This is a genomic window from Aquidulcibacter paucihalophilus, from assembly GCA_030285985.1.
Lineage (GTDB): Bacteria > Pseudomonadota > Alphaproteobacteria > Caulobacterales > Caulobacteraceae > Brevundimonas.
Genome location: CP127384.1, coordinates 407073 through 428410, shown reverse-complemented (window position 1 = coordinate 428410; position 21338 = coordinate 407073). Strand labels below are relative to the sequence as shown.

At 68.8% G+C, this 21338-nt stretch carries 23 protein-coding genes; 14 read left to right on the top strand and 9 right to left on the bottom strand.

Translation table 11 applies throughout. The features are described from left to right. Nucleotides 1–3 precede the first annotated feature (3 nt). The 5 genes from KB221_02195 to KB221_02175 all read left to right on the top strand — a co-directional run bounded on the left by KB221_02195 (nt 4) and on the right by KB221_02175 (nt 5322). Nucleotides 4–1755: a sensor histidine kinase gene (locus KB221_02195; GenBank protein ID WIY69845.1), complete on the top strand. Its 1752-nt coding sequence runs from the start codon at nt 4–6 to the stop codon at nt 1753–1755. Nucleotides 1756–1797: 42 nt separating this feature from the next. Continuing rightward, complete coding sequence (locus KB221_02190) at nt 1798–1935, top strand: entericidin EcnA/B family protein (GenBank protein ID WIY69844.1); 138 nt, start codon at nt 1798–1800, stop codon at nt 1933–1935. A gap of 168 nt (nt 1936–2103) precedes the next feature. After that, on the top strand, nt 2104–3756 hold the full coding sequence (locus KB221_02185) for an MFS transporter (protein WIY69843.1): 1653 nt from the start codon (nt 2104–2106) through the stop codon (nt 3754–3756). 73 nt (nt 3757–3829) lie between these two features. After that, nucleotides 3830–5092, top strand: a complete 1263-nt coding sequence (locus tag KB221_02180; protein ID WIY69842.1) for a DUF418 domain-containing protein — start codon at nt 3830–3832, stop codon at nt 5090–5092. A 17-nt stretch (nt 5093–5109) separates the two neighbouring features. Next, the gene (locus KB221_02175; protein WIY69841.1) at nt 5110–5322 is read left to right on the top strand and encodes a hypothetical protein; all 213 of its coding nucleotides are present in this window, start codon (nt 5110–5112) and stop codon (nt 5320–5322) included. Between the two features lie 2 nt (nt 5323–5324). Here KB221_02175 and KB221_02170 read toward each other — a convergent pair whose 3' ends face one another. After that, a complete protein-coding gene (locus KB221_02170; GenBank protein ID WIY70848.1) occupies nt 5325–5756 on the bottom strand; it encodes an Lrp/AsnC family transcriptional regulator in 432 nt (143 codons plus the stop codon). Between the two features lie 187 nt (nt 5757–5943). Here KB221_02170 and ald point away from each other — a divergent pair, with 187 nt between their 5' ends. Beyond that, nucleotides 5944–7062, top strand: a complete 1119-nt coding sequence (gene ald, locus KB221_02165) for an alanine dehydrogenase (protein WIY69840.1) — start codon at nt 5944–5946, stop codon at nt 7060–7062. Nucleotides 7063–7095: 33 nt separating this feature from the next. Here ald and KB221_02160 read toward each other — a convergent pair whose 3' ends face one another. Beyond that, a complete protein-coding gene (locus KB221_02160) occupies nt 7096–7737 on the bottom strand; it encodes a hypothetical protein (GenBank protein WIY69839.1) in 642 nt (213 codons plus the stop codon). A 312-nt stretch (nt 7738–8049) separates the two neighbouring features. On the opposite strand from KB221_02160, the gene obgE reads away from it, so the two are divergent. Then, the gene (obgE, locus tag KB221_02155; protein WIY69838.1) at nt 8050–9108 is read left to right on the top strand and encodes a GTPase ObgE; all 1059 of its coding nucleotides are present in this window, start codon (nt 8050–8052) and stop codon (nt 9106–9108) included. A 6-nt stretch (nt 9109–9114) separates the two neighbouring features. On the opposite strand, the gene KB221_02150 is transcribed toward obgE, so the two are convergent. Beyond that, entirely contained in the window at nt 9115–9666 is a 552-nt protein-coding gene (locus tag KB221_02150; GenBank protein WIY69837.1) for a hypothetical protein, read from the bottom strand. Nucleotides 9667–9822: 156 nt separating this feature from the next. Here KB221_02150 and KB221_02145 point away from each other — a divergent pair, with 156 nt between their 5' ends. From KB221_02145 to KB221_02115, 7 genes are all read left to right on the top strand, one after another. Continuing rightward, entirely contained in the window at nt 9823–10500 is a 678-nt protein-coding gene (locus tag KB221_02145) for a nicotinate-nucleotide adenylyltransferase (protein ID WIY69836.1), read from the top strand. A 91-nt stretch (nt 10501–10591) separates the two neighbouring features. Next, entirely contained in the window at nt 10592–10993 is a 402-nt protein-coding gene (rsfS, locus tag KB221_02140; GenBank protein WIY69835.1) for a ribosome silencing factor, read from the top strand. 26 nt (nt 10994–11019) lie between these two features. Beyond that, nucleotides 11020–11484, top strand: a complete 465-nt coding sequence (rlmH, locus tag KB221_02135; GenBank protein ID WIY69834.1) for a 23S rRNA (pseudouridine(1915)-N(3))-methyltransferase RlmH — start codon at nt 11020–11022, stop codon at nt 11482–11484. Then, nucleotides 11484–12563 carry a peptidoglycan DD-metalloendopeptidase family protein gene (locus KB221_02130; protein ID WIY69833.1) on the top strand — a complete coding sequence of 360 codons (1080 nt, stop codon included), beginning with the start codon at nt 11484–11486 and terminating at the stop codon, nt 12561–12563. Before rlmH ends, KB221_02130 begins: the two co-directional genes overlap by 1 nt. Before the next feature lie 251 nt (nt 12564–12814). Continuing rightward, on the top strand, nt 12815–14185 hold the full coding sequence (locus KB221_02125) for a S41 family peptidase (GenBank protein WIY69832.1): 1371 nt from the start codon (nt 12815–12817) through the stop codon (nt 14183–14185). Between the two features lie 118 nt (nt 14186–14303). Further along, nucleotides 14304–15503, top strand: coding sequence for a divergent polysaccharide deacetylase family protein (locus KB221_02120; GenBank protein WIY69831.1), 1200 nt, complete (start codon nt 14304–14306; stop codon nt 15501–15503). 95 nt (nt 15504–15598) lie between these two features. After that, the gene (locus KB221_02115) at nt 15599–16069 is read left to right on the top strand and encodes an RNA pyrophosphohydrolase (GenBank protein ID WIY69830.1); all 471 of its coding nucleotides are present in this window, start codon (nt 15599–15601) and stop codon (nt 16067–16069) included. On the opposite strand, the gene KB221_02110 is transcribed toward KB221_02115, so the two are convergent. The 6 genes from KB221_02110 to atpA all read right to left on the bottom strand — a co-directional run bounded on the left by KB221_02110 (nt 16066) and on the right by atpA (nt 21325). After that, complete coding sequence (locus KB221_02110) at nt 16066–16311, bottom strand: DUF1272 domain-containing protein (GenBank protein WIY69829.1); 246 nt, start codon at nt 16309–16311, stop codon at nt 16066–16068. The genes KB221_02115 and KB221_02110 overlap by 4 nt on opposite strands. Before the next feature lie 18 nt (nt 16312–16329). Then, a complete protein-coding gene (locus KB221_02105; protein WIY69828.1) occupies nt 16330–16650 on the bottom strand; it encodes a multidrug efflux SMR transporter in 321 nt (106 codons plus the stop codon). A gap of 337 nt (nt 16651–16987) precedes the next feature. Beyond that, the gene (locus tag KB221_02100; GenBank protein WIY69827.1) at nt 16988–17257 is read right to left on the bottom strand and encodes an ATP synthase F1 subunit epsilon; all 270 of its coding nucleotides are present in this window, start codon (nt 17255–17257) and stop codon (nt 16988–16990) included. Nucleotides 17258–17260: 3 nt separating this feature from the next. After that, a complete protein-coding gene (atpD, locus tag KB221_02095) occupies nt 17261–18814 on the bottom strand; it encodes a F0F1 ATP synthase subunit beta (GenBank protein WIY69826.1) in 1554 nt (517 codons plus the stop codon). A gap of 64 nt (nt 18815–18878) precedes the next feature. Beyond that, complete coding sequence (locus tag KB221_02090; protein ID WIY69825.1) at nt 18879–19757, bottom strand: F0F1 ATP synthase subunit gamma; 879 nt, start codon at nt 19755–19757, stop codon at nt 18879–18881. A gap of 32 nt (nt 19758–19789) precedes the next feature. Then, complete coding sequence (gene atpA, locus KB221_02085; protein WIY69824.1) at nt 19790–21325, bottom strand: F0F1 ATP synthase subunit alpha; 1536 nt, start codon at nt 21323–21325, stop codon at nt 19790–19792. Nucleotides 21326–21338 lie beyond the last annotated feature (13 nt).

The following is a 21338-nucleotide window of genomic DNA, read 5'->3' as shown; positions in this document are numbered from 1 at the left end:
GGAATGGGTCGGGGCCTGGGCCCCGCAAGGTTCCAGGGCATCCGCTTCCGGTTGGGGCTCTGGCTGGCCATTGCCCTCCTGCCCCTGCTGATCCTCGGCGGCTTTCAGGCGCAGGCGGCCTTCCGGGCCCAGGACGCCGACCGTCGGTCCGATCTGCAACTGGCCGCCGAACGCAGCGCCGCCAATGCCAAGGCGCAGCTGGACAGCACCGGTGTCCTGCTGATCGCCCTGCGCCCCGAGGCGCTGGAAATCTTCTGCGAGCCGAGGCTCAGCGATCTGGTCGCCCGGCTCGAGGATCTGGACGGACTGGCGCGACTGACCGCAAGCGGCACCACAGCCTGCGCGTCCGAGAGCCTCGGCGCCGCGCCGCCCGCGTGGTTGAGCCAGGCAAGGTCCACGCCCTGGTTCGCACGCCTGCGCAGCGGCGAAGGCACGGTTCTGGCGCGTGCGCCGGCGGTGGCCGGACAGCCGCCCGGCCTGATCGTGGCCACCCGGCTGGAGCGGCCGATGGGCCGGTTCGACGGTGCGATGGTCGCCCTGATCCCCCTGTCCAGCCTGCAACCCGACCTGGACGATCCCTCCCTTCCGGCGGGCTCGCAGGCGGCGCTCACCGATGCCGACGGACGGCTGCTGACCGCCACCAACCTTGAGGCCTTCACCCTGACCCGCGGCGAACCGCTGGCCGGCTGGGTCGAGCGTGCGCGCAGCGACGCCTCGGCGATCTTCGAGGCCGACGACGCCGCTGGACGCCACAGGGTCTATGCGGGAGCCGCCCTAGCCGGCCGCGACGTCTACGCCCTGCTCTCGGCACCGGCACCGGGCCTGCTGTCCTGGGCACGGCTGAACCCCGTCGGTGCGTTGTTCATGCCCTTGCTGGCCTGGTTCCTGGCCTTCACAGCGGTCATGTGGGTCAGCGAACGGGTCGTGATCCGCTGGCTGAACTATCTGGAGCGGGTGGCGGCCATCTATGCCAAGGGCCGGTTCTCGGTGCGTCCCGTCCAGGCCATGAACGCGCCGGCCGAAATCCGGGTCCTGGCGCGAACCCTCGACGAATTGGCCGAGTCCATCGTCGCCCGCGACGCCGCCCTGACCGCTTCGCTGGAGGAGAAGGACGCGCTGATGCGCGAGATCCACCACCGGGTGAAGAACAATCTGCAGATCATCTCGTCCCTGCTGTCGATGCAGCAGCGGGCCCTGACCGATCCGGCGTCGAAGGCGGCGGTCGGCGATACGCGTCAGCGCATTTCGGCGCTCGCCCTGATCTACCGCACCCTCTACCAGAGCGACGACCTGCGCTACGCCGACGCCCGCATCTTCCTGACCGAACTGGTCGGACAGCTGGTCGCCAGCGAATCGGGACGGGGCCAGCTGGTCACCTCATCGGTCGAGGCCGACTCCCTGGTCGTCGACCCCGACAAGCTGGCACCGCTGGCCCTGTGGCTGGTCGAGGCTGTGAGCAATGCCCAGAAACACGCCTTCACCGGGCGCGGCGGCGACCTCAAGGTCCGCTTCTTCGTCCAGGGCGAGACCAGCGTGCTGGAAGTCCAGGACGACGGACCGGGCGTCAGCGAAACCTTCCGCGCCGGCGTGGGGCGCACCCTGATGGGGGCCTTCGCCAAGCAGCTTCGGGGAACGGCAGAGATGGTCCCGGCCGAGGGCGGCGGCACCATCGCCCGCATGACCTTCGCCACCCCGGAAGCGGTCATCCCCACCGATCCGGCCGACCTTGGAACCGCCGCGCCGTCACGACGTTGATACTCCAGACGCCGCCTCCCCCGGCCTGAAGGAGTTCTCTCGATGCGCAAGATTTTTGTCCTGTTCGCCGCTGCCGCCGCCCTGACCACTGCGGCCTGCAACACCGTCTCCGGCGTGGGCCGCGACGCCTCCGCCGCCGGCCAGGCCGTCACCGGCGCCGCCGAAGACGCGAAGAACTAGACACCCCCTTCCCGACCGCGATTCCCCCCCGACGCGCGGTTCGGTTGAAGAAGGCCCGCTGGCATCCCCCCGCCGGCGGGCCTTCGCTATTTGCGCGGCCCGCAACGCCGTCTAGCATCCCCCCGGAGGCGTCCGCAGAGACGCCATGACGACGCGGGGAGGCGATCGATGACGGAAGCGGTTGAGACGAGGGCGGAGCCGAGCCTGAAGACGGTCGTGGTGGCATCAGCCGCCGGCACCGCCTTTGAATGGTACGACTTCTTTGTCTTCGGCTCCCTGGCCACCGTCATCGCGCGCCACTTCTTCGCCGACGCCGGCGAGACCGTCGCCTACATCCTCGCCCTGCTGACCTTCGGCCTCGGCTTCATCGTGCGGCCGCTGGGCGCGCTGGTGTTCGGCTGGTTCGGTGACCGGACGGGGCGAAAGACCACCTTCCTCGTGACCATCACCCTGATGGGCGTGGCCACCGTGGCCATCGGCCTGTTGCCCGACTACGGCCAGATCGGCCTGGCCGCGCCCATACTGCTGCTGATCATGCGCGTGCTGCAGGGCTTCGCGCTCGGCGGGGAGTATGGCGGGGCGGCCATCTATGTCGCCGAACATTCGCCGCCGAAGAAGCGTGGCCTGCTGACCGGCTGGATCCAGACCACCGCCGCCTTCGGCCTGATCGGTGCCCTGTCGGTGATCCTGATCACCCGCCAGATCGTCGGCGTCGAGGCCTTCGATGAATGGGGCTGGCGCATCCCGTTCCTGCTATCGGCCCTGCTGCTGGTCGTGTCGCTGTGGATCCGGCTGAAGCTGAACGAGAGCCCGGCTTACCAGCGGATGGAGGCCGAAGGCGGCGAGCGCCGCGCGCCGTACAAGGAAGCCTTCCTCCAGTGGGGCAACGGCCGGTTCGTGCTGATCGCCCTGTTCGGCATCATGATCGCCCAGGGGGCGGTCTGGTACTGCGGCTATTTCTACACCCGGTTCTTCATGGAGCGGGTGCTCAAGATCGACGTCAATACGGTCGACCAGCTGGTGCTGATGGTGACCGTCGCCTCGGCCGCGCTCTATGTCTTCTTCGGCTGGCTGTCGGACCGGGTCGGGCGCAAGCCGGTGATGCTGTTCGGCATGATCCTGGCGCTGGTCGCCTTCTTCCCCGGCTTCCACGCCCTGACCAAGGCCGCCAATCCGGCGCTGGCGGAGGCGCAGGCCGCCGCGCCCGTGACTGTGGTCGCCGACCCGGCCACCTGCGCCCTGCAGTTCGATCCGATCGGCAAGGCCGCCTTCTCCAGCTCCTGCGACATCGCCAAGAGCGTGCTGTCCAACGCCGGTGTCTCCTACGGCAACGCCGAGGCCGCGCCGGGCTCCATCGCCATGGTCCGGGTCGGGGGGATCGAGGTCGCCTCGGTCGAGGGAGCCGGCATGGACGCCGTCGCCCTGAAGGCCGCGCGCACCGGGGTCGAGACCCGCATCAAGGCGGCGCTGGCCGAGGCCGGCTATCCGGCGAAGGCTGATCCGGCGCGGATCAACATGCCGCTGGTCTTCGGCATCCTGATGATCTTCATGGTCGCGGCCACGGCCCTGTACGGGCCGCAGGCGGCGGCCCTCGTCGAGCTGTTCCCGACGCGGGTGCGCTATACCGCCATGAGCCTGCCCTACAACATCGGCACCGGCTGGGTCGGCGGCCTGTTGCCCGCCGCCAGCTTCGCCCTCGTGGCCTGGTCCGGGAACATCTATTTCGGCCTCTGGTATTCGGTCGCCTTCACCGCCCTGGCCGCGGTCGTGGCCCTGATCTGGCTGCCGGAGACAAAGGGGCGGGACCTCGATGCGATCTAGGGCAATGGCCCCAATAATGGACGCCGAACACGGTTCGCCCTAAGGCTGACCCCGCTATCGGGGGAAAGCCATAATGACCTCAGCGTCCGACCTCAGCGCGGCGTCCGATCCTGTGCTCGGACGCGACCGGATCGGCGAGCTCGACATCATCCGCGGTCTCGCTCTCTTCGGGGTGCTGTGGATGAACATGTTCGGCTATTTCGATTACATCGTCTCTGACGAGCGGGTCGTTCACCTCTTTGGCGAGACCCTCGACCGTTACGTCGGACTGGTGGGCACCTGGCTGGTCCACGGCAAGGCGCAGGCGCTGTTTTCGCTGTTGTTCGGCTTCGGCTTTGCGGTCCTGAGCGACCGCGCCGAGGCGCGCGGTGCGAACGCCGGGGCCATTTACCTGAGGCGGGTCCTGATCCTGTTGGCGGTCGGCGTGGCGCATCTCCTGCTGATCTTCGCGGGGGATATCCTGCACGCCTATGCGCTGATGGGGCTGGTCCTGATGATGACGCGGCGCTGGCCGTCGAAGCTGCTGCTGGTACCGGGGCTCATCCTGGCGATCGCGTCGGGAGCGGCCGCGACGCTTTGGTTTGTGGCGACGACTCCCGCCGGGGAGGCACCGGCGGTCTTCGCGCTTCTCGAGGCCGGAATGACGCGGCGCTGGGACGTCATACTCGGACGGGACTACGCCGCCTTCGTGCGTGAAAACCTGACCATGGCCGGGCCGGAGTTCTACTATTCCCCGCTGGGATATTCGCTGCTGGGCACGATCCTGGGCCGCTTCCTGCTGGGGGCCTGGATCTATCGGCAGGGCTGGCTTCAGGACACCGCGCGATACGCCGCCGGCTTCCGCCGCGCCCTGCCATGGCTGTTGACCCTCGGGCTGGGCATGGCCGCGGCGGGACCGCTGATGGAGGTCCTGGACCTCGCGGCCAGAGGCCCGGTCGGTCTCGGGCTGGAGCTGGTCACGGGTGCCTCGCAACTGGTGCTGGCCCTCGGCTACGGCTGCGGGATCGTCGTGCTGTGCCGGTCGGACGCAGGGCGCAGCCGGCTGTCGGGGCTGGGTGCCGTAGGGCAGATGGCCCTGACCAACTACCTGGCGCACAGCCTGGTCTATCTGTTCGTGCTCAACGGCTTCGGACTGGGGCTGCTGACCTATTCGGGTCCGACGGTGCTTACGCTTCTGGCGGTGGGCGTTTTCGCCCTGCAGATCGTCTTCAGTCAGTGGTGGCTGGCGCGGTTCCGCTTCGGACCGCTGGAGTGGCTCTGGCGTTCGGCCACCTATGGCCGGTGGCAGCCGTTCCGGGTGACGCGCGTTGCTGAGCCGACGCCTGCGGCGTCCTGACCTTGCCGGGAGCACGCATGAAACAGCGCCGTCTCAAGCCGCTGGTCTGGCCGGTCGCGGTGCTGATCATCGGCGCGGCGGCCAACTGGCTGGCGGAGTTCGCGGTCGGCCGCTGGCAGGACTATCAGCTCTACAGCATCTCGCGGCCCGTCGCCGACCTGCTGCTGATCATCGGCGCGGTCTGGCTGGTGGTGGCGGTGATCGGTGTGGCGCGCGGCCGGCGAGGCTGAGATCAGACCGGTAGCGCACCCCGCTTGACCACCGTGCGCATGGCCACGCTCGAGGATACGCGGGTCACGCCGGGGATGCGGGTCAGTTCGCGGGAGTGGACGCGCTCCAGGTCGTCGACGTCGCGCACCACCAGCCGCAGCAGATAGTCCGAGCCGCCGGTCATCAGATAGCACTCCACCACCTCCGGCACCGTTGAGATGGCGGTCTCGAAGGCGGTCAGGGAGGCCTCGGCCTGGGACGAGAGGGTCACGGTCACGAAGACGCTGATCGGCAGGCCGACGGCGCGTTCGTTGATGATGGCGGCGTAGCGGCTGATGACCTCGGCGGCCTCCAGCGCCCGGAGCCGACGCAGGCAGGCACTCTCGGACAGGTTCACCGTCCGGGCCAGGTCAGCGTTGGTCATGCGGCCGTCGCCTTGCAGGGCGCGGATCATCTTGCGGTCGGTGTCGTCGAGGGCGACAGCAGAAACAGTCTTCAAGAGCGCACTCCTTCGCAGGTTCTGCGACTTTACAGCGTTCACACGACGAAAAGAACAGGAACCTGCGGTCAAACCGCCGCTAGATTGCCGCCCGAAACGGAGCCGCCGTAGATCGGCCCGTCCTGATCAGAAGGAAACGGTCATGCGCGTCGGCGTCCCGAAGGAAATCAAGAAGAACGAACACCGCATCGGCCTGACGCCGACGGCGGTGCGCGAATACGTCGCCCACGGTCATACGGTCTCGATCGAGACCGGTGCCGGCCTCGGCGCGGGCTTCACGGATGCCGACTACAAGAAGGCCGGGGCGAAGATCGTCTCCGACGCCAAGACCATCTTCGCCGAAAACGACATGATCGTGAAGGTGAAGGAGCCGCAGAAGGTCGAGTGGGAAATGCTCCGCGAGGACCAGATCCTGTTCACCTACCTGCACCTCGCGCCCGATCCCGAGCAGACCAAGGGTCTGCTGGCCTCGAAATGCGCCGCCATCGCCTATGAGACCGTCACCGACGACCGCAAGGGCCTGCCGCTGCTGGCGCCGATGTCCGAAGTCGCCGGCCGGATCGCCGTCTTCTCGGCCGCCGAGACCCTGCTGAAGCACAACGGCGGCATGGGGCTGCTGTTCTGCGGCGTTCCAGGCGTGGCTCCGGCGCGCGTGCTGGTTCTGGGCGGCGGCGTCGTCGGTCTCAACGCGGCCCGCATGGCCATGGGCCTCGGCGCGGAAGTCGTCGTCCTCGAACGCTCGATCCCGCGCATGGCCTATATCGACGAGGTCACCAACGGCCGCGTCATCACCCGCTATTCCTCGATCGGCGCGGTCGAGGAGGAGATGGTCAAGGCCGACGTCATCATCGGCGCCGTGCTGGTCCCCGGGGCCGAGGCGCCCAAGCTGATCAAGCGCGAGCACCTCAAGCAGATGAAGCCCGGCTCGGTGCTGGTCGATGTCGCCATCGACCAGGGCGGCTGTTTCGAAACCAGCCACGCCACGACCCACGAAGACCCGACCTATGTGATCGACAACGTGGTCCACTACTGCGTCGCCAACATGCCGGGTGCCGCCCCGCGCACGTCGTCCGAGGCCCTCAACAACGCCACCCTGCCCTTCGGCCTCGCGCTGGCGGACCATGGCCTGGAAGCGCTGAAGAAGAACCCGCATCTGGCACGCGGCCTGAACGTGCTGAAGGGCGAACTGACCTATCCGGCCGTCGCCGAAGCGCTGGACATGCCGTGGAGCGATCCGTTCGGCGTCTGGGCCAAGGGCTGAGGTTTCCGGGCCCTCTCCCTGACGGGAGAGGGCTCAGGCCTGAACCGACGCGCCCGTCGATGCCAGCTCCGGCGTTCCGGTCGGGGCCATGTCGATGGCCTTCTCGAGCTCGGCCATCTCCTTGTCGGCCTCTTTCCAGTCGTCCCGGCCCGGTGCCCTCGGATGGGCCCAGTTGGCCTTGATCTTCTCGCGCGCCTCCTTGAGCTCGGCGAGCGCCTCTTTCACCTGCTGGAAGAAGCCGCGGTCGGCCACGGCCACGCCGAGGACGGCCTCCGCCCGGTCGGCCCTCTCGTCGCGCGCATCGGCGACGCTGAAAGCGGCGGCATAGGCAGCCTGGGCCCGCTTCAGCTCAGCATCGACGACCGCGGGTGCCGACCCGGCCAGCACCTCGCGCGCCTCCGCACCGGACTCTTCAGGCTCTGCGGGCAAGCCGTTCAGCGCCGTATCGGCCGCCTCGCGGGCCTCCATCGCGTCCCGACGCATCAGGGCCATCTCGCCGTCGGTGACGTTCCGGCCGCCAGCCTCGACATAGTCCGCCACCGCCGACCCGAGCTCCTTCGCCAGCGCGGCGGTCATCTTCAGCGCCGCTTTCGGGTCGATCTTCACCAGCAGCATCAGGGCGTCGCGGCGTTCGCGCACGGCCTGGACCTTCCTTGCCGCCATCTCCTTCCGCATCGACCTCTGTGCGTCGCGCAGATCGGAGAGGGACGGGAGGCCGAACCCCGGCGACGCCTCCGCGGCGGGCCGGGACCTGCCCGGCAACGGGGTACGCCAGGCGGGAAGTGGCGAGGCCGAAACGGCCGTCAACGAGATCATTCTGATCTCTCCGTGAACATTCCCGGACACCCTGTTCCGGCCACGCTTACGATCCGTTTAAGGCCGACCGTCCGCCTTCGCCTGTAAATCGCCGTGCTCTTGAGGCATAAGCCGCCCTCAAGCAGCGAGCGACCACGTCGCGAGCGTTAGCGCCCACTTAGAAATCCCGCGATGAAGTTTCTCGACCAGGCCAAGATCTATATCCGCTCCGGCAATGGCGGGGCGGGCGCCGTCTCGTTCCGGCGGGAGAAATTCATTCCGAACGGCGGGCCCGACGGCGGCGACGGCGGCAATGGCGGCAACGTCTGGATCACGGCCATGGACGGCCTGAACACCCTGATCGACTTCCGTTACCAGCAGCATTTCAAGGCCCAGACCGGCGTCCACGGCATGGGCCGTCAGATGCACGGCGCCAAGGGCGAGGACATCATCCTCAAGGTCCCGGTCGGCACCCAGGTGCTGGACGACGACAAGGAAACCGTCCTGCTGGACATGGACTACGCCGGCAAGACCGAGATGCTGCTCAAGGGCGGCAACGGCGGCTGGGGCAATGTCCATTTCAAGGGCCCGTCCAACCAGGCGCCCGCCTATGCCAACCCCGGCCAGGAAGGCCAGGAGCGCTGGATCTGGCTGCGGCTGAAACTGATCGCCGACGTCGGCCTGGCCGGCCTGCCCAACGCCGGCAAGTCGACCTTCCTCGCGGCGGCATCGGCGGCGCGGCCCAAGATCGCCGACTATCCGTTCACGACCCTGGTGCCCAACCTTGGCGTGGTCGACCTGTCGCCCACCGAGCGGTTCGTCATCGCCGACATCCCCGGCCTGATCGAGGGCGCGTCGGAAGGGGCCGGTCTGGGCACCCGCTTCCTCGGCCACGTTGAGCGGTCGGGCTGTCTGATCCATCTGATCGACGGGACGCAGGACGATGTCGCCGGCGCCTATCACACCATCCGCAACGAGCTCGAAGCCTATGGTGCCGGCCTCGCCGAGAAGGCCGAGGTCCTGGCCCTGAACAAGGTCGACGCCCTGACGCCCGAGGCGCGCGAGGAGAAGGCCGCCGAGCTGGAGGCTGCCGCCGGCCGCCGTCCCATGCTCGTGTCCGGCGTGTCGGGCGAAGGCGTGACCGAACTGCTGCGCGCCGCCTGGACCGAGGTCCGCAAGGATCGCGGCGAGATCGCGCCGGCCGAGACCGACGAGACCGTCATGGAAACGCCCGGCGGCTGGGCGCCCTGATCGCCTTCAGGCGACCCGCGTCCATTCCATGATCCAGCCCCAGTCCCAGGTCGTTCCGCCGTCGCGCGAAACGCCCTGGCGCCAGCGGCAGCCGGTAGCGGTGATCTGGTCCCAGCAGCCGCGATAGATCACCGGCTGGCCGTCTTCCGTATCCGGCGTATCGAAATTGCCGGCGCCGTCGATGAACCGGCCCGGCGTCCCCGCCGCGCCCGGGACGCCGACTTTCGCGTTCATCCAGTAGTCGAGCCAGACGCCGTTGGCGGCGTCGAGGGTTCTCAGACCCAAGCCGCTGAAGTCCCGCGCCGGGATGCGCAGCTCCTCCACGTGAGCGACGCCGCCGAGGATGCTCCAGCAGGTCGCCTCGCCCTCGAAGACATCCCAGTCGCCGGGCGCCTTCAGGCGGCGGTGGGCGATCCGCCACTCACCGGAGAGGAAATCGAATTCGCCGGCTCGCGCAGGCAGCGGGGCCGTCTGGGCCGAGGCGGGGACGGTGCCGGCAGCGGCCAGGGCGGCGGCGGCCTGCAGGACGGACCGGCGGCGGGGGCGGGAAAGGGTCATGAGCGTCTCCTGTGAGATCGGCACCCTGTTCCGCATCACCTGACACGGAGCGTCAGGATTTCCGGCCCATGCAAAAAATTGGGCCGTTGATCGCAGGCGACACGGGAGGGGCGGCGTGTTAGCTCCCTTGTGAGCATAAGCCCCCGCGAGCCCGTCTTGCCCTTCTTCCACGCCGGACCCGCGCCCAAGGCCAGAGGACCCAGACCCGGCGCCCTGCGCGATGGGCTGGACCTGTCGCCCGGCATGGCCGTCGGTCTGTTCGGCGGCTCATTCAATCCGGCCCATGACGGCCACGCCCATGTCGCCGAGACGGCCATGCGGCGGCTGGGGCTGGACCGCGTGATCTGGCTGGTGTCACCGCAGAACCCGCTCAAGGACGCCCGCGACAGTGCGCCGCTGGCCGAGCGGATGGCCTCGGCGCGGGCCGCGGCGGCCATGGCGGCGGCGGGGCCGTCCATGGTGGTGTCGGATTTCGAGACCCGGATCGGCACGCAGTGGACCGTCGACACCCTGCGCGCCCTGACGGCCCGGCACCCCGGCGTGCGCTTTGTCTGGCTGATGGGGTCGGACAATCTGGCCGGCTTTCACAAATGGCGCGGCTGGACCGACATCATGCGGATGATGCCCATGGCGGTGATCGCCCGACCGGGCAGCCAGCTGGACAGCCGCACCGCCCCGGCCGCCGCGCGCTTCGCCTCCGCGCGGGTTCCGGCCGCCCGTGCGCGACTGGTGCCGGCACTCGACGCGCCCGCTTGGACCTATCTGACGGCCCCGCTGAATCCCCGATCCTCAACGGCGCTGCGGGCCGCGCGTGACGCCGCCGCGCGTTTGTGATAGGCTTCCGCTTTAGTAATCTCCCCGGAGCCCTCCGCTGACCCCCTCGCCCGCGCACGACGCGCAAGACGCCGCCAACACGGCGCACGAGATGGACGAATTCGAGCCCATCCAATCCGACGGTCCGCAGGCTCCCCTTCCCGTCGGCTCCACCGCTCTGGAAACGGCCATCCTGTCGCGTCTCGACGACGACAAGGCCCAGGACATCGTCCTTATCGACCTGAAGGGCAAAAGCCCGATGGCCGACACCATGATCATCGCCTCCGGGCGGTCGCACCGTCACGTCGGCGCCCTGGCCGACCACCTGCAGCGCACGCTGAAGGAAACCGGTCTCGGCAAGGTCAAGGTTTCGGGCCTGCCGCACTGCGACTGGGTGCTGCTGGATGCGGGGGACGTCATCGTCCACCTGTTCCGCCCGGAAGTGCGCGCCTTCTACAACATCGAGAAGATCTGGTCGGTCGAGAGCGGCCACCGCGTCGACGCGCGCGCCTGATCTCCTGAGCCCGAAGTCCTGACCCCATGAAGCTGGCCGTCATCGCCATCGGCAAGCCGGGGCGGGGACCCGAGGCCGTGCTGGCGGCCGACTATGCCGAGCGCGCCACCCTGGCCGGTCGGGCCCTCGGTCTTGGCCCGCTCGAGCTGGTCGATCTGGAACCGCGCAAGCCGGGCAAGGCACCCGAGGCCGAGCTGATCCTGAAGGCCGCCGAAGGGGCGCATCTGATCGCCTGCGACGAGCGCGGCAAGACCTTCTCCAGCCGCGCCTTCGCCGACCATATCGCCCTGCTGCGGGATCGCGGCGAGCGGCGGCTGGTGTTCGCTATCGGCGGGGCCGACGGGCTGGATGAGAGCGTGCGGGCGGCGGCAGGCTCAACCCTCGCCTTCGGGCCGCAGACCTGGCCGCATGCGCTGGCGCGGGCGATGCTGGCGGAACAGCTGTATCGCGCCGTGACCATTCTGGCCGGATCACCCTATCATCGGGATTGATGCGCGCCCCGATCCTGATCTTCTGCCTGAGCCTGATTGCCCTGCCTGTGGCGGCGATCGCGCGCCAGTCGCCGCCGGCGGCCGAGGTCGGCCGGCTGCAGGCCGAGTTCCGTGACGAGCGCGCCCGCGCCCTGCGCCTGCGCGCGGAGGCCGCCGAGGCCGCCCGCGAGATCGCCCGGCTGGAGGGCCAGCTGACCGAACTGCGCGCCGCGGTCGGACAGGACGACGCCGTCATCGCCGGCCAGCGGGCCCGGCTGCGCGAGCTGAGCGCCCGCGAGGCGGCGCTGGTGGCCCAGCTGTCCCGGGCACGGGGCCGGCAGGGCCGGTTGCTGTCCGCCCTGCAGATGATGAGCCGACGCCCGCCGCCGCCGCTGCTGGTCCCCGCCGACAAGGCCGTGGACACCGTGCGGGCCGCCATACTGATGCGCGCCATGGCGCCGGCGCTGCAGGCCCAGGCCCAGGGCCTTGCCGACCGTCAGGCCGAGGTGGTCCGGGTCCGCCGGCTCAGCGCGCTGAACAGCGAACAGCTGTTCACCACCGAAAGCGCCCGGGGCGACCGGCGCGCCGAAATCGAGGCCCTGACCGGGCGCAAGGCCGGGCTTCAGGCGGTGCTGAAGGCCGAGGCCGAGGGCGCTGAAACGGCCGCTCGCGTGCTGGAGGCCCGGCTGCGCTCGCTGGGTGCCGCCGTCCCGCCGCCCGGGACCGAGGTAGAGCCGGCCTCGGCCCGCCTGCCCGCCGGACGCAGCCGTCTGTCCCCGCCGGTCGAGGGCGCGCCGTCGCGGCGTTTCGGCCAAGGGTCGAGCGGCTGGAGCTGGCGCGCCGGCAGCGCGGAGGTCCGCGCCCCTGCCGCGGCGCAGGTCGCCTTCGTCGGGCCGCTGAGCGGTTGGGGGCAGGTCGTGATCCTCGACCTCGGCCCCGGCTGGCGCGCGGTGATCTCCGGGCTGGATGAGGTCTCGGTCGAGGCCGGCGACCGTGTCGTGGACGGCCAGAGCCTGGGCCGGACCGGCGCGGACGGCGAGCCGGCGTTCGAACTGCGCCGCGACGAGCGGCCGATCGATCCGGAGCCCTGGTTGAGGTGAGTGGCTGGTGGCTGGTGATTGGTGATTGGTGATTGGTGATTGGTGATTTTCGGGTTCGCGGGCCGGGTGCCTGTTCTGGAACCTGCCAGTCACCAGCCACCAACCACCAATCACCCCTTCAGCGAAACTGCTTCCCATCCGCCGATGACGCTGATTTTATCCGGGAATCGCCGATCGGCCACGATTTCGTCGCCGGTCGGTCCGTAACTGCCCGACCAAGAGCCGCCTCCCTGTCCGCTGAAAGAACCCCGATGCGTAAATTGTTGCTGGTTGGCGCCGCCGCCGTGACCCTGGTGGGGCTGGGCGCCGCGAGCGCGACAGGCCAGACCCCGCGCAACGAGGCGTTCCGGATGCTGGCGCTGTTCGGTGATGTGCTGGGCATCGTCGAACAGGCCTATGTCGTCCCGGTCGACGACAAGAAGCTGATCGAGGCGGCGCTGCAGGGCATGATGTCGGCGCTGGATCCCCATTCGAACTATCTGCCGCCGGCCGGTTTCGACGAGCTTCAGGAGCGGACCTCGGGCGCCTATTCGGGCGTGGGGCTGACCATCCAGGCCGAGGGCGGTCTGGTGAAGGTGATCTCGCCCATGGACGGCGGGCCCGCCGCCCGCGCCGGCGTCAACGCCGGGGACGTCATCTCCTCCATCGAGGGCCAGAGCGCCGCGGGCCTGACCGTGAGCCAGGTCTCCGAGAAACTGCGCGGGGCCGTCGGCACCTCGGTTCAGGTCACCTTCCTGCGCGACGGCGAGGAGCCGCGCGAGGTGACCCTGACGCGTGAGGTCATCAAGATCGAATCCGTCACCGGCCGCATCGAGGGCGACTTCGCCTATCTGCGCGTCTCGACCTTCAACGAGAACACCGGCCGCGAACTGGGCGAGACCATCACCCGCCTCAAGGCCGAGAACCCCGGCATCAAGGGCTATGTGCTGGATCTGCGGAACAATGGCGGCGGCCTGCTGGACGCGGCCATCGCGGTCTCCGACGCCTTCCTGGAACGCGGCGAAATCGTCAGCCAGCGCGGGCGCAAGGCCGACCAGATCCAGCGCTACGGCGCGCGGCCGGGCGACCTGACCGGCGGCCTGCCCCTGGTGGTGCTGATCAACTACGGCTCGGCCTCGGCCTCGGAGATCGTCGCCGGTGCCCTGAAGGACCACCAGCGGGCCACGATCGTGGGCCTGACCAGCTTCGGCAAGGGCTCGGTCCAGACCGTCATTCCGCTGCGCAACGGCGCCGACGGTGCCCTGTCGATCACGACGGCGCGCTACTACACGCCCTCGGGGGCCTCGATCCAGAAGATCGGCATCGAGCCCGATCTGGAAGTGTCGCGCTCGCTGGCCGAGGCCCGGATCGTGTCCCGGTCGAACTTCATCTATTCCGAAGCCGCCTACGCCACGGCGCTGGACGCCTCCATCGGGGCCGAGCGCAAGGGACCGCACACCCCGCACGAGGCCCCCGGCGAAGGCTGGCCCGAGGACAAGGACTATCAGCTGGAACGGGCCTTCGACGTGCTGCGGGCGGGCGGAAACCTGGCCCAGCTGGCGGCCGCGCCCGAGGGCATCGTCGTGACCGAGCCGGGCACCGCCCTGGCCGCGGGCGAGCCGGAGCCCGCGCCGGAAAACTGACGCGGCCAGGGACGACACATGGATAACGGCGCGTTAGGCTTTCTTAACCGACGCCCGCCACTGTGAGGCCTGAAGGAGTCCGCTTCGCGGACCCCCGTTCGAGCGTCCAGTCCTGCCCATGTTCGCCAAGCGCCAGTCTGTTCTCGCCACGACCGCCGGAGCGCCACCGGTGCGCCGTTCGCTGCGTGAAAATCTCGCCCCCGTCGGCCGCATCCTGAAGAAGCCGCCCGTCGCCGTCGCCGGTGCCGGCCTGCTGCTGCTCGGCGCCGCCGCCCTGTTCATCACCGTGCTGGGTGACCCGCGCGCCGGTGCCCCCTCGGCCCGCGCCGCGCTGAAGCGCGAAGCGCCGGTGGCGGCTCCAGCCCCGAGCGGTCTGGAAGCCTTCTCGGTGGGCGCCTACGGCTCCTGGCAGGACCTCGCCGCAGACGGCGGCACCGTCGATCCCGCCCTGGGCGGCGAGGCCGTGATCACCCTGCCCAACGGTGCCACAGTGTCGGGCAATGGTGCGCCGGTGACCGCCCCACGCGTCGCCGCCAGCCCCCTGCCCGCGGCCCCCATCGCCGGTCTGAGCCAGCCGGGCCCCAACGGCCCGCTGCCGACCATCGCCACCGATGGCCGCGTCCCGGCCCAGGCCTATGCCCGCCCGTTCCGCTCGAATGGCCGGCCGCGGGTGTCCATTATCGTCGGCGGCCTCGGCCTGAACGCCGTCACCACGCGCGCCGCCATCGAGCGGCTGCCCGCCGAGGTGACACTGAGCTTCGTCCCCTATGCCGAAGGCCTGCAGGGCTGGATCGACCTGGCGCGCGCCCAGGGCCATGAGGTCATGCTGGAAATGCCGATGGAGCCGTCGGGCTACCCCGACAATGACCCCGGCCCGCATACCCTGCTGGCCTCGGCCGAGGCGGCCGACATCCAGGCGCGGATGAACTGGCTGCTGGGACGGGCGACCGGCTATTTCGGGGTCACCAACTATATGGGCGACCGGTTCGCGAGCTCGGACGCGGGCATGAACGCCTTCATGAGCATCCTGCGCCAGCGCGGCGTGGCCTTCCTCGACGACGGATCGATGAGCCGCCGGCCCGGGGCCTGGGCCCGGGCGAGCGCCAACCGCATCATCGACGAAGAGCAGAATCCAACAGCCATCGTGGCCCAGCTGAACGCGCTGGAGGCCCTGGCCAAGGGCCGTGGCCAGGCGCTGGGGACAGGCTTCAGCTATCCGGTGACGGTCGAGGCCGTGGCCCGCTGGACCGCCGACATGGACGCCCGCGGCCTGCAGCTGGCCCCGGCGAGCGCGATGACGCAGCGGCCGGGCAGGTAAGGGCTTGGGTCTTGGGAATTAGGCAGTAGGGCGGCCACCCGGCGACCTGCTAGAAGTCCCCTGCTCACCCTAACTCCTAAGACCTAAGCCCTCCCATGGACCTCTCCCGCTACCGCCCCAATGTCGGCGTCGTGCTGTTCCATCCGGACGGGCGCGTCTGGTACGGGCGTCGCGCCGGGAGCGGGAACACTCACGCCTGGCAGTTCCCGCAGGGCGGGGTCGATGAGGGCGAGGACCTTGAGGCCGCCGCCCGGCGTGAGCTGGCCGAGGAGACCGGTGTCGTCTCTGTCGAACTGATCGCCCGCACCGAAGAATGGATCGCCTACGACTTCCCGCCCGACTACGGCGGGTCGAAACAGGCGCGCGGCTGGGCCGGCCAGAAGCAGCAGTGGTTCGCCTTCCGCTTCACCGGCGAGGAGTCCGAGATCGACCTCGAGGCCTATGAGGAGATCGAGTTCGACGCCTGGCGCTGGGGGCCGCTCAGTGACGCGCCCGATCTGATCGTGCCGTTCAAACGGGCCTCGTACGAGCAGGTCGTGGCCGTATTCGCGCCGCTGGTGGTCTAGGCGGCCGCGCAGCCCTGCGGCTTGAGCACCCGCTTCGTCGAGGCCGGATATTTCGCCATCAGATGCGCCGGCCGGAGCGGTCTTGCGCTGAACCCGCCGCCGCAGTTGGGGCAGACACCCTTGAGCACGCCGTCCACGCAATCGGCGCAGAAGGTGCATTCGAAGGTGCAGATGCGGGCCTCGACACTGTCGAACGGCAGGTCGCGGTCACAGCATTCGCAGTTGGGTCGAAGCTCGAGCATGGCCCGAGGCTAACGCCGCTACTGGCTGGGCGCCAGACGCATGAGGACGATCCCGCTGACGATCAGCAAGGCCGCCAGCACCCGCCACAGGCTGAGATGTTCCTGCAGGAAGACCACGCCGACGATGAAGGCGCCGACCGCGCCGATACCGGTCCAGACCATATAGGCCGAGCCCATGGGCAGGGATTTCATGGCCAGCGCCAGCAGGCCGAAACTGGCCCCCATGAAAGCCAGGGTCGCCACGCTGGGCCACAGACGGGTGAAGCCGTCCGACTGCTTCATGAAGTAGGCCCACACGATCTCGAGCAGGCCGGCGATGATGAGATAGGTCCAGGCCATGAAGGCCCTCCGTGCAAAGGGCCGGGCCGTCCCGGACTTTGCCCGCGATCCAGGATCGCCGGGGCGAGGACGTGGCCTCGTCTGCAGGGGCTATCTAGGGCACCCGTCGGGAGGGTCAAGGTCCGCATACCTTGTCATCCCGGCCGAAGCGAAGCGTAGGGCCGGGACGGGGCGCGGCCCAAAAAGAGAAAATCCCGGGCAGCTCGAAGAGCTGAACCGGGATCCGGGAAGGTTCAACCCTGCTCCCGGACAGTCGCTGCGCGCCTTCCGGGAGGAGAGATGCTGGAGCAGGCGCGTCCCGGATCGCGGCTGCGCCGCGTCCGGGATGACAAGGGCCTTAGGCCGCCGCGACTTCCGAGGCCTGTTCGGCCAGGATTGTCAGGCCGGCCGGGGTCACGTCGGCGAAACCGCCATGGACCTCGAACTGGCGGCGCGAACCGCCGTCGATGACCGTGACGACGCCTTCGCGCAGGGCGGTCATGAAGGGTGCGTGATCGGCGAGAACGCCGAAGTCGCCCTCGACGCCGGGCGCGTCGACCTGGTCGACGAGGCCGTTGAAGACCTCGCGCTCAGGCGACACCAGCGAGAAGCTGAGCTTGCCGGCCATGGATCAGGCCGCCTCGGCGGCGAGCTTCTGGGCCTTCTCGACGGCTTCCTCGATGGCACCGACCATGTAGAAGGCGGCTTCCGGAAGGTGGTCGTATTCGCCGGCGACGATGCCCTTGAACGAGCGGATCGTGTCTTCCAGCGAGACGAACTTGCCGTCCGCGCCGGTGAACTGCTCGGCCACGAAGAAGGGCTGCGACAGGAAGCGCTGGATCTTGCGGGCGCGCGAGACGATCAGCTTGTCCTCTTCCGACAGCTCATCCATGCCCAGGATGGCGATGATGTCCTTCAGCGCCTTGTACTGCTGCAGGACTTCCTGGACCGAACGGGCGACGCGGTAGTGCTCTTCACCGATGACCAGCGGGTCCATGATCCGCGAGGTCGAGTCGAGCGGGTCCACGGCCGGGAAGATGGCCTGGGCGGCGATGTCGCGGCTCAGCACGGTCGTTGCGTCCAGGTGGGCGAACGAGGCGGCGGGGGCCGGGTCGGTCAGGTCGTCGGCGGGAACGTAGATGGCCTGGACCGAGGTGATCGAGCCCTTCTTGGTCGAGGTGATGCGCTCCTGCAGGTTGCCCATCTCGGTGGCCAGCGTCGGCTGATAGCCCACGGCGGACGGGATACGGCCCAGCAGGGCGGACACTTCCGAACCGGCTTGCGTGAAGCGGAAGATGTTGTCGACGAACAGCAGAACGTCCTTGCCTTCCTCGTCGCGGAAATACTCGGCCTGGGCCAGGCCGGTCAGGGCGACGCGGGCGCGGGCACCGGGAGGCTCGTTCATCTGGCCGTAAACGAGGGCGCATTTCGAGCCTTCGGTCGAGCCGCCGTTCTTGGTCGGGTCCACGTTCACGTTGGACTCGATCATCTCGTGATACAGGTCGTTGCCCTCGCGGGTGCGCTCACCCACGCCGGCCAGAACCGAATAACCGCCGTAGGCCTTGGCGATGTTGTTGATCAGTTCCTGCATGGTCACGGTCTTGCCCACGCCGGCGCCGCCGAACAGGCCGATCTTGCCGCCCTTGGTGTAGGGGCACATCAGGTCGATGACCTTGATCCCCGTGACGAGGATTTCCGACGAGGTCGACTGCTCTTCGAACGAAGGCGCCTCGCGGTGGATCGGGCGATACATGGTCGTCTTGATCGGGCCCTGCTCGTCGATCGGCGCGCCGACGACGTTCATGATGCGGCCGAGCGTGCCGGGGCCGACCGGGGCCAGGATGGAGGTGCCGGTGTCGGTCACGGCCTGGCCGCGCGTCAGGCCTTCCGAGGTGTCCATGGCGATGGTGCGGACCATGTTCTCGCCGAGGTGCTGGGCGACTTCCAGAACCAGGGTGAAGGGCTTGCCGGTCTTCTGGTCGACGTTCTGCGTCTCCAGGGCGTTCAGGATCGCCGGCAGCTGGCCGGTGAACTCGACGTCGACAACGGCGCCGATGACCTGGGCGATCCGGCCCACGCCGGTGCCGGCCGTGTAGGCGGCGTTGCCGGTGGCGGAGGCGGCTTTCGGGGCCTTGGGAGCAGCCGGCTTCTTGGCGGCGGGTTTCTTGGCGGTGGTGTCGGTCATCGGTTCGTTCCGTTCGGAAGGTCGTGCTTGGCGTGTATCTGGGCGTGTCTGGGCGGGGTTCGGATCAGAGGGCTTCTGCGCCGGCGATGATCTCGATCAGTTCGGTGGTGATCTGGGCCTGGCGCTTGCGGTTGTACTGCAGGGTCAGGCTGTTGATCAGGTCGCCCGCATTACGCGTGGCGTTGTCCATGGCGCCCATCTGGGCCCCGAAGAAGCTGGCCTGGTTCTCGTACAGGGCGGCCAGCACCTGGGTGGTGATGTTGCGCGGCAGGAGCGTCTCAAGGATTTCCTCTTCCGACGGCTCATACTCATAGGTCGCGCCGTTCAGATCGATCGGCGGGGCGTCGCCGTCGACGACCGCCGGGATCAGCTGTTTCGGCGTCGGGATCTGGGCGATGACCGACTGGAAGCGGCTGAAGAACAGGGTCACGACGTCGGCGTTGCCGCCCTCGAACTCCTCGGCGATCAGGGCCGCGATCGGCTCCGCCGCCGGCAGACCGATGACCTTGTGGTCCGACATCTCGAACGTCTTGACCAGCTTGTCGCCATACAGACGCGTCAGGCCGTCGCGGGACTTGCGGCCCACGGCGATGATGCGGACGTCCTTGCCGGCGGCGATCAGGCTGTTGATCCGCTCGCGCGCGGCCCGGATGACGTTGGTGTTGAACCCGCCCGCCAGACCCTTGTCGCCGGTGGCGACGACGATCAGGTGCTTCTGGTCCTTGCCCGTGCCGGCCAGCAGCTTCGGCGCGCCGTCGCCGGACACGCCGGCGGCGAGGTTGGCGATGACCGCGGCCATCTTGCGGGCATACGGACGGGCGCTTTCAGCCTGGTCCTGGGCGCGCTTCAGCTTGGCCGCGGCGACCATGTTCAGGGCTTTCGTGATCTTCTGCGTCGACTTGACGCTTCCGATCCGATTGCGCATTTCCTTGAGGCTGGCCATCCGGCGCTACTTTCTCGCTATCCGGTCCGGTCTCAGGCGAAGGTCTTGAGGAAGGCGTCCAGCACCGACTTCAGCTCGGCTTCGAGCTCGGCGGTGAGGTCCTTCTTGGCGCGGATGCCGTCCAGCAGGCCGGCGTTCGACGACTTGATGCGGGCCAGCAGCTCGCTCTCGAAGCGGCCGATGTCGCCGACGGCGATGCCATCGAGGTAGCCGCGCGTACCGGCGTAAACCGAGACCACCTGCTCTTCCATGGTCAGCGGGCTGTACTGCGGCTGCTTCAGCAGCTCGGTCAGGCGGGCGCCGCGGGCCAGAAGCTTCTGGGTCGAGGCGTCGAGGTCCGAACCGAATTTCGCGAAGGCGGCCATTTCCCGATACTGGGCCAGCTCACCCTTGATCGAGCCGGCGACCTTCTTCATCGCCTTGGTCTGGGCCGAGGAGCCCACGCGCGACACCGAGATGCCAACGTTCACGGCCGGGCGGATGCCCTGGTAGAACAGGTCGGACTCGAGGAAGATCTGGCCGTCGGTGATCGAGATCACGTTGGTCGGGATGTAGGCCGACACGTCGTTGGCCTGGGTCTCGATCAGCGGCAGGGCGGTCATCGAGCCCGAGCCGTAGTCGGCGTTCAGCTTGGCCGAACGCTCCAGCAGGCGGCTGTGCAGGTAGAAGACGTCGCCCGGATAGGCTTCACGGCCCGGCGGGCGGCGCAGCAGCAGGGACATCTGGCGATACGCCACGGCCTGCTTGGACAGATCGTCATAGACGATCAGGGCGTGCATGCCGTTGTCGCGGAAGAACTCGCCCATGGCCGTGCCCGAGAACGGGGCCAGGAACTGCAGCGGGGCCGGCTCGGAGGCCGTGGCGGCGACGACGATGGTGTAGTCCAGGGCGCCGCGCTCCTCGAGCGTCTTGACGATCTGGGCGACGGTCGAGCGCTTCTGACCGATGGCGACGTAGATGCAGTAGAGCTTCTCGCCTTCCGACGCGGCGGCCGCGTTGGTGCTCTTCTGGTTCAGGATGGTGTCGATGGCGACGGCGGTCTTGCCGACCTGACGGTCGCCAATGATGAGCTCGCGCTGGCCGCGGCCGATCGGGATCAGGGTGTCGATGGCCTTCAGGCCGGTCTGCATGGGCTCATGCACCGACTTCCGGGGGATGATGCCCGGGGCCTTCACGTCGACGCGGCGGCGCTCGGTGAACTGGATCGGGCCCTTGCCGTCGATCGGCTCGCCCAGCGGGTTGACGACGCGGCCCAGCAGGCCCTTGCCGACCGGAACGTCCACGATCTCACCGAGGCGGCGGACCTCGTCGCCCTCGGCGATCTGGTTGTCCTGGCCGAAGATCACGGCGCCGACGTTGTCGCGCTCGAGGTTCAGGGCCATGCCCTTCACGCCGGCTTTCGGGAATTCGATCATCTCGCCGGCCTGGACGTTGTCCAGACCGTGGATGCGGGCGATGCCGTCGCCGACCGACAGCACCTGGCCGACGTCGGACACGTCGGCTTCGACGCCGAAGGAGGCGATCTGCGACTTGAGGATGGCCGAGATTTCGGCGGCGCGGATGTCCATGACAGGCTCTCTG

Bases quoted from the DNA above. Each gene is read 5' to 3' on its own strand.
- ald (WIY69840.1), top strand. From the start codon at position 5,944: ATGCGCGTCGGCGTCCCGAAGGAAATCAAGAAGAACGAACACCGCATC.
- KB221_02195 (WIY69845.1), top strand. From the start codon at position 4: ATGGGTCGGGGCCTGGGCCCCGCAAGGTTCCAGGGCATCCGCTTCCGG.
- KB221_02170 (WIY70848.1), bottom strand. From the start codon at position 5,756: ATGATCCGCGCCCTGCAAGGCGACGGCCGCATGACCAACGCTGACCTG.
- KB221_02105 (WIY69828.1), bottom strand. From the start codon at position 16,650: ATGGCCTGGACCTATCTCATCATCGCCGGCCTGCTCGAGATCGTGTGG.
- KB221_02100 (WIY69827.1), bottom strand. From the start codon at position 17,257: ATGGCCGGCAAGCTCAGCTTCTCGCTGGTGTCGCCTGAGCGCGAGGTC.
- KB221_02110 (WIY69829.1), bottom strand. From the start codon at position 16,311: ATGCTCGAGCTTCGACCCAACTGCGAATGCTGTGACCGCGACCTGCCG.
- KB221_02180 (WIY69842.1), top strand. From the start codon at position 3,830: ATGACCTCAGCGTCCGACCTCAGCGCGGCGTCCGATCCTGTGCTCGGA.
- KB221_02190 (WIY69844.1), top strand. From the start codon at position 1,798: ATGCGCAAGATTTTTGTCCTGTTCGCCGCTGCCGCCGCCCTGACCACT.
- KB221_02175 (WIY69841.1), top strand. From the start codon at position 5,110: ATGAAACAGCGCCGTCTCAAGCCGCTGGTCTGGCCGGTCGCGGTGCTG.
- KB221_02130 (WIY69833.1), top strand. From the start codon at position 11,484: ATGCGCGCCCCGATCCTGATCTTCTGCCTGAGCCTGATTGCCCTGCCT.
- KB221_02160 (WIY69839.1), bottom strand. From the start codon at position 7,737: ATGCGGAAGGAGATGGCGGCAAGGAAGGTCCAGGCCGTGCGCGAACGC.
- KB221_02185 (WIY69843.1), top strand. From the start codon at position 2,104: ATGACGGAAGCGGTTGAGACGAGGGCGGAGCCGAGCCTGAAGACGGTC.
- KB221_02115 (WIY69830.1), top strand. From the start codon at position 15,599: ATGGACCTCTCCCGCTACCGCCCCAATGTCGGCGTCGTGCTGTTCCAT.
- obgE (WIY69838.1), top strand. From the start codon at position 8,050: ATGAAGTTTCTCGACCAGGCCAAGATCTATATCCGCTCCGGCAATGGC.
- rlmH (WIY69834.1), top strand. From the start codon at position 11,020: ATGAAGCTGGCCGTCATCGCCATCGGCAAGCCGGGGCGGGGACCCGAG.
- KB221_02090 (WIY69825.1), bottom strand. From the start codon at position 19,757: ATGGCCAGCCTCAAGGAAATGCGCAATCGGATCGGAAGCGTCAAGTCG.
- KB221_02120 (WIY69831.1), top strand. From the start codon at position 14,304: ATGTTCGCCAAGCGCCAGTCTGTTCTCGCCACGACCGCCGGAGCGCCA.
- KB221_02125 (WIY69832.1), top strand. From the start codon at position 12,815: ATGCGTAAATTGTTGCTGGTTGGCGCCGCCGCCGTGACCCTGGTGGGG.
- atpA (WIY69824.1), bottom strand. From the start codon at position 21,325: ATGGACATCCGCGCCGCCGAAATCTCGGCCATCCTCAAGTCGCAGATC.
- KB221_02150 (WIY69837.1), bottom strand. From the start codon at position 9,666: ATGACCCTTTCCCGCCCCCGCCGCCGGTCCGTCCTGCAGGCCGCCGCC.
- rsfS (WIY69835.1), top strand. From the start codon at position 10,592: ATGGACGAATTCGAGCCCATCCAATCCGACGGTCCGCAGGCTCCCCTT.
- atpD (WIY69826.1), bottom strand. From the start codon at position 18,814: ATGACCGACACCACCGCCAAGAAACCCGCCGCCAAGAAGCCGGCTGCT.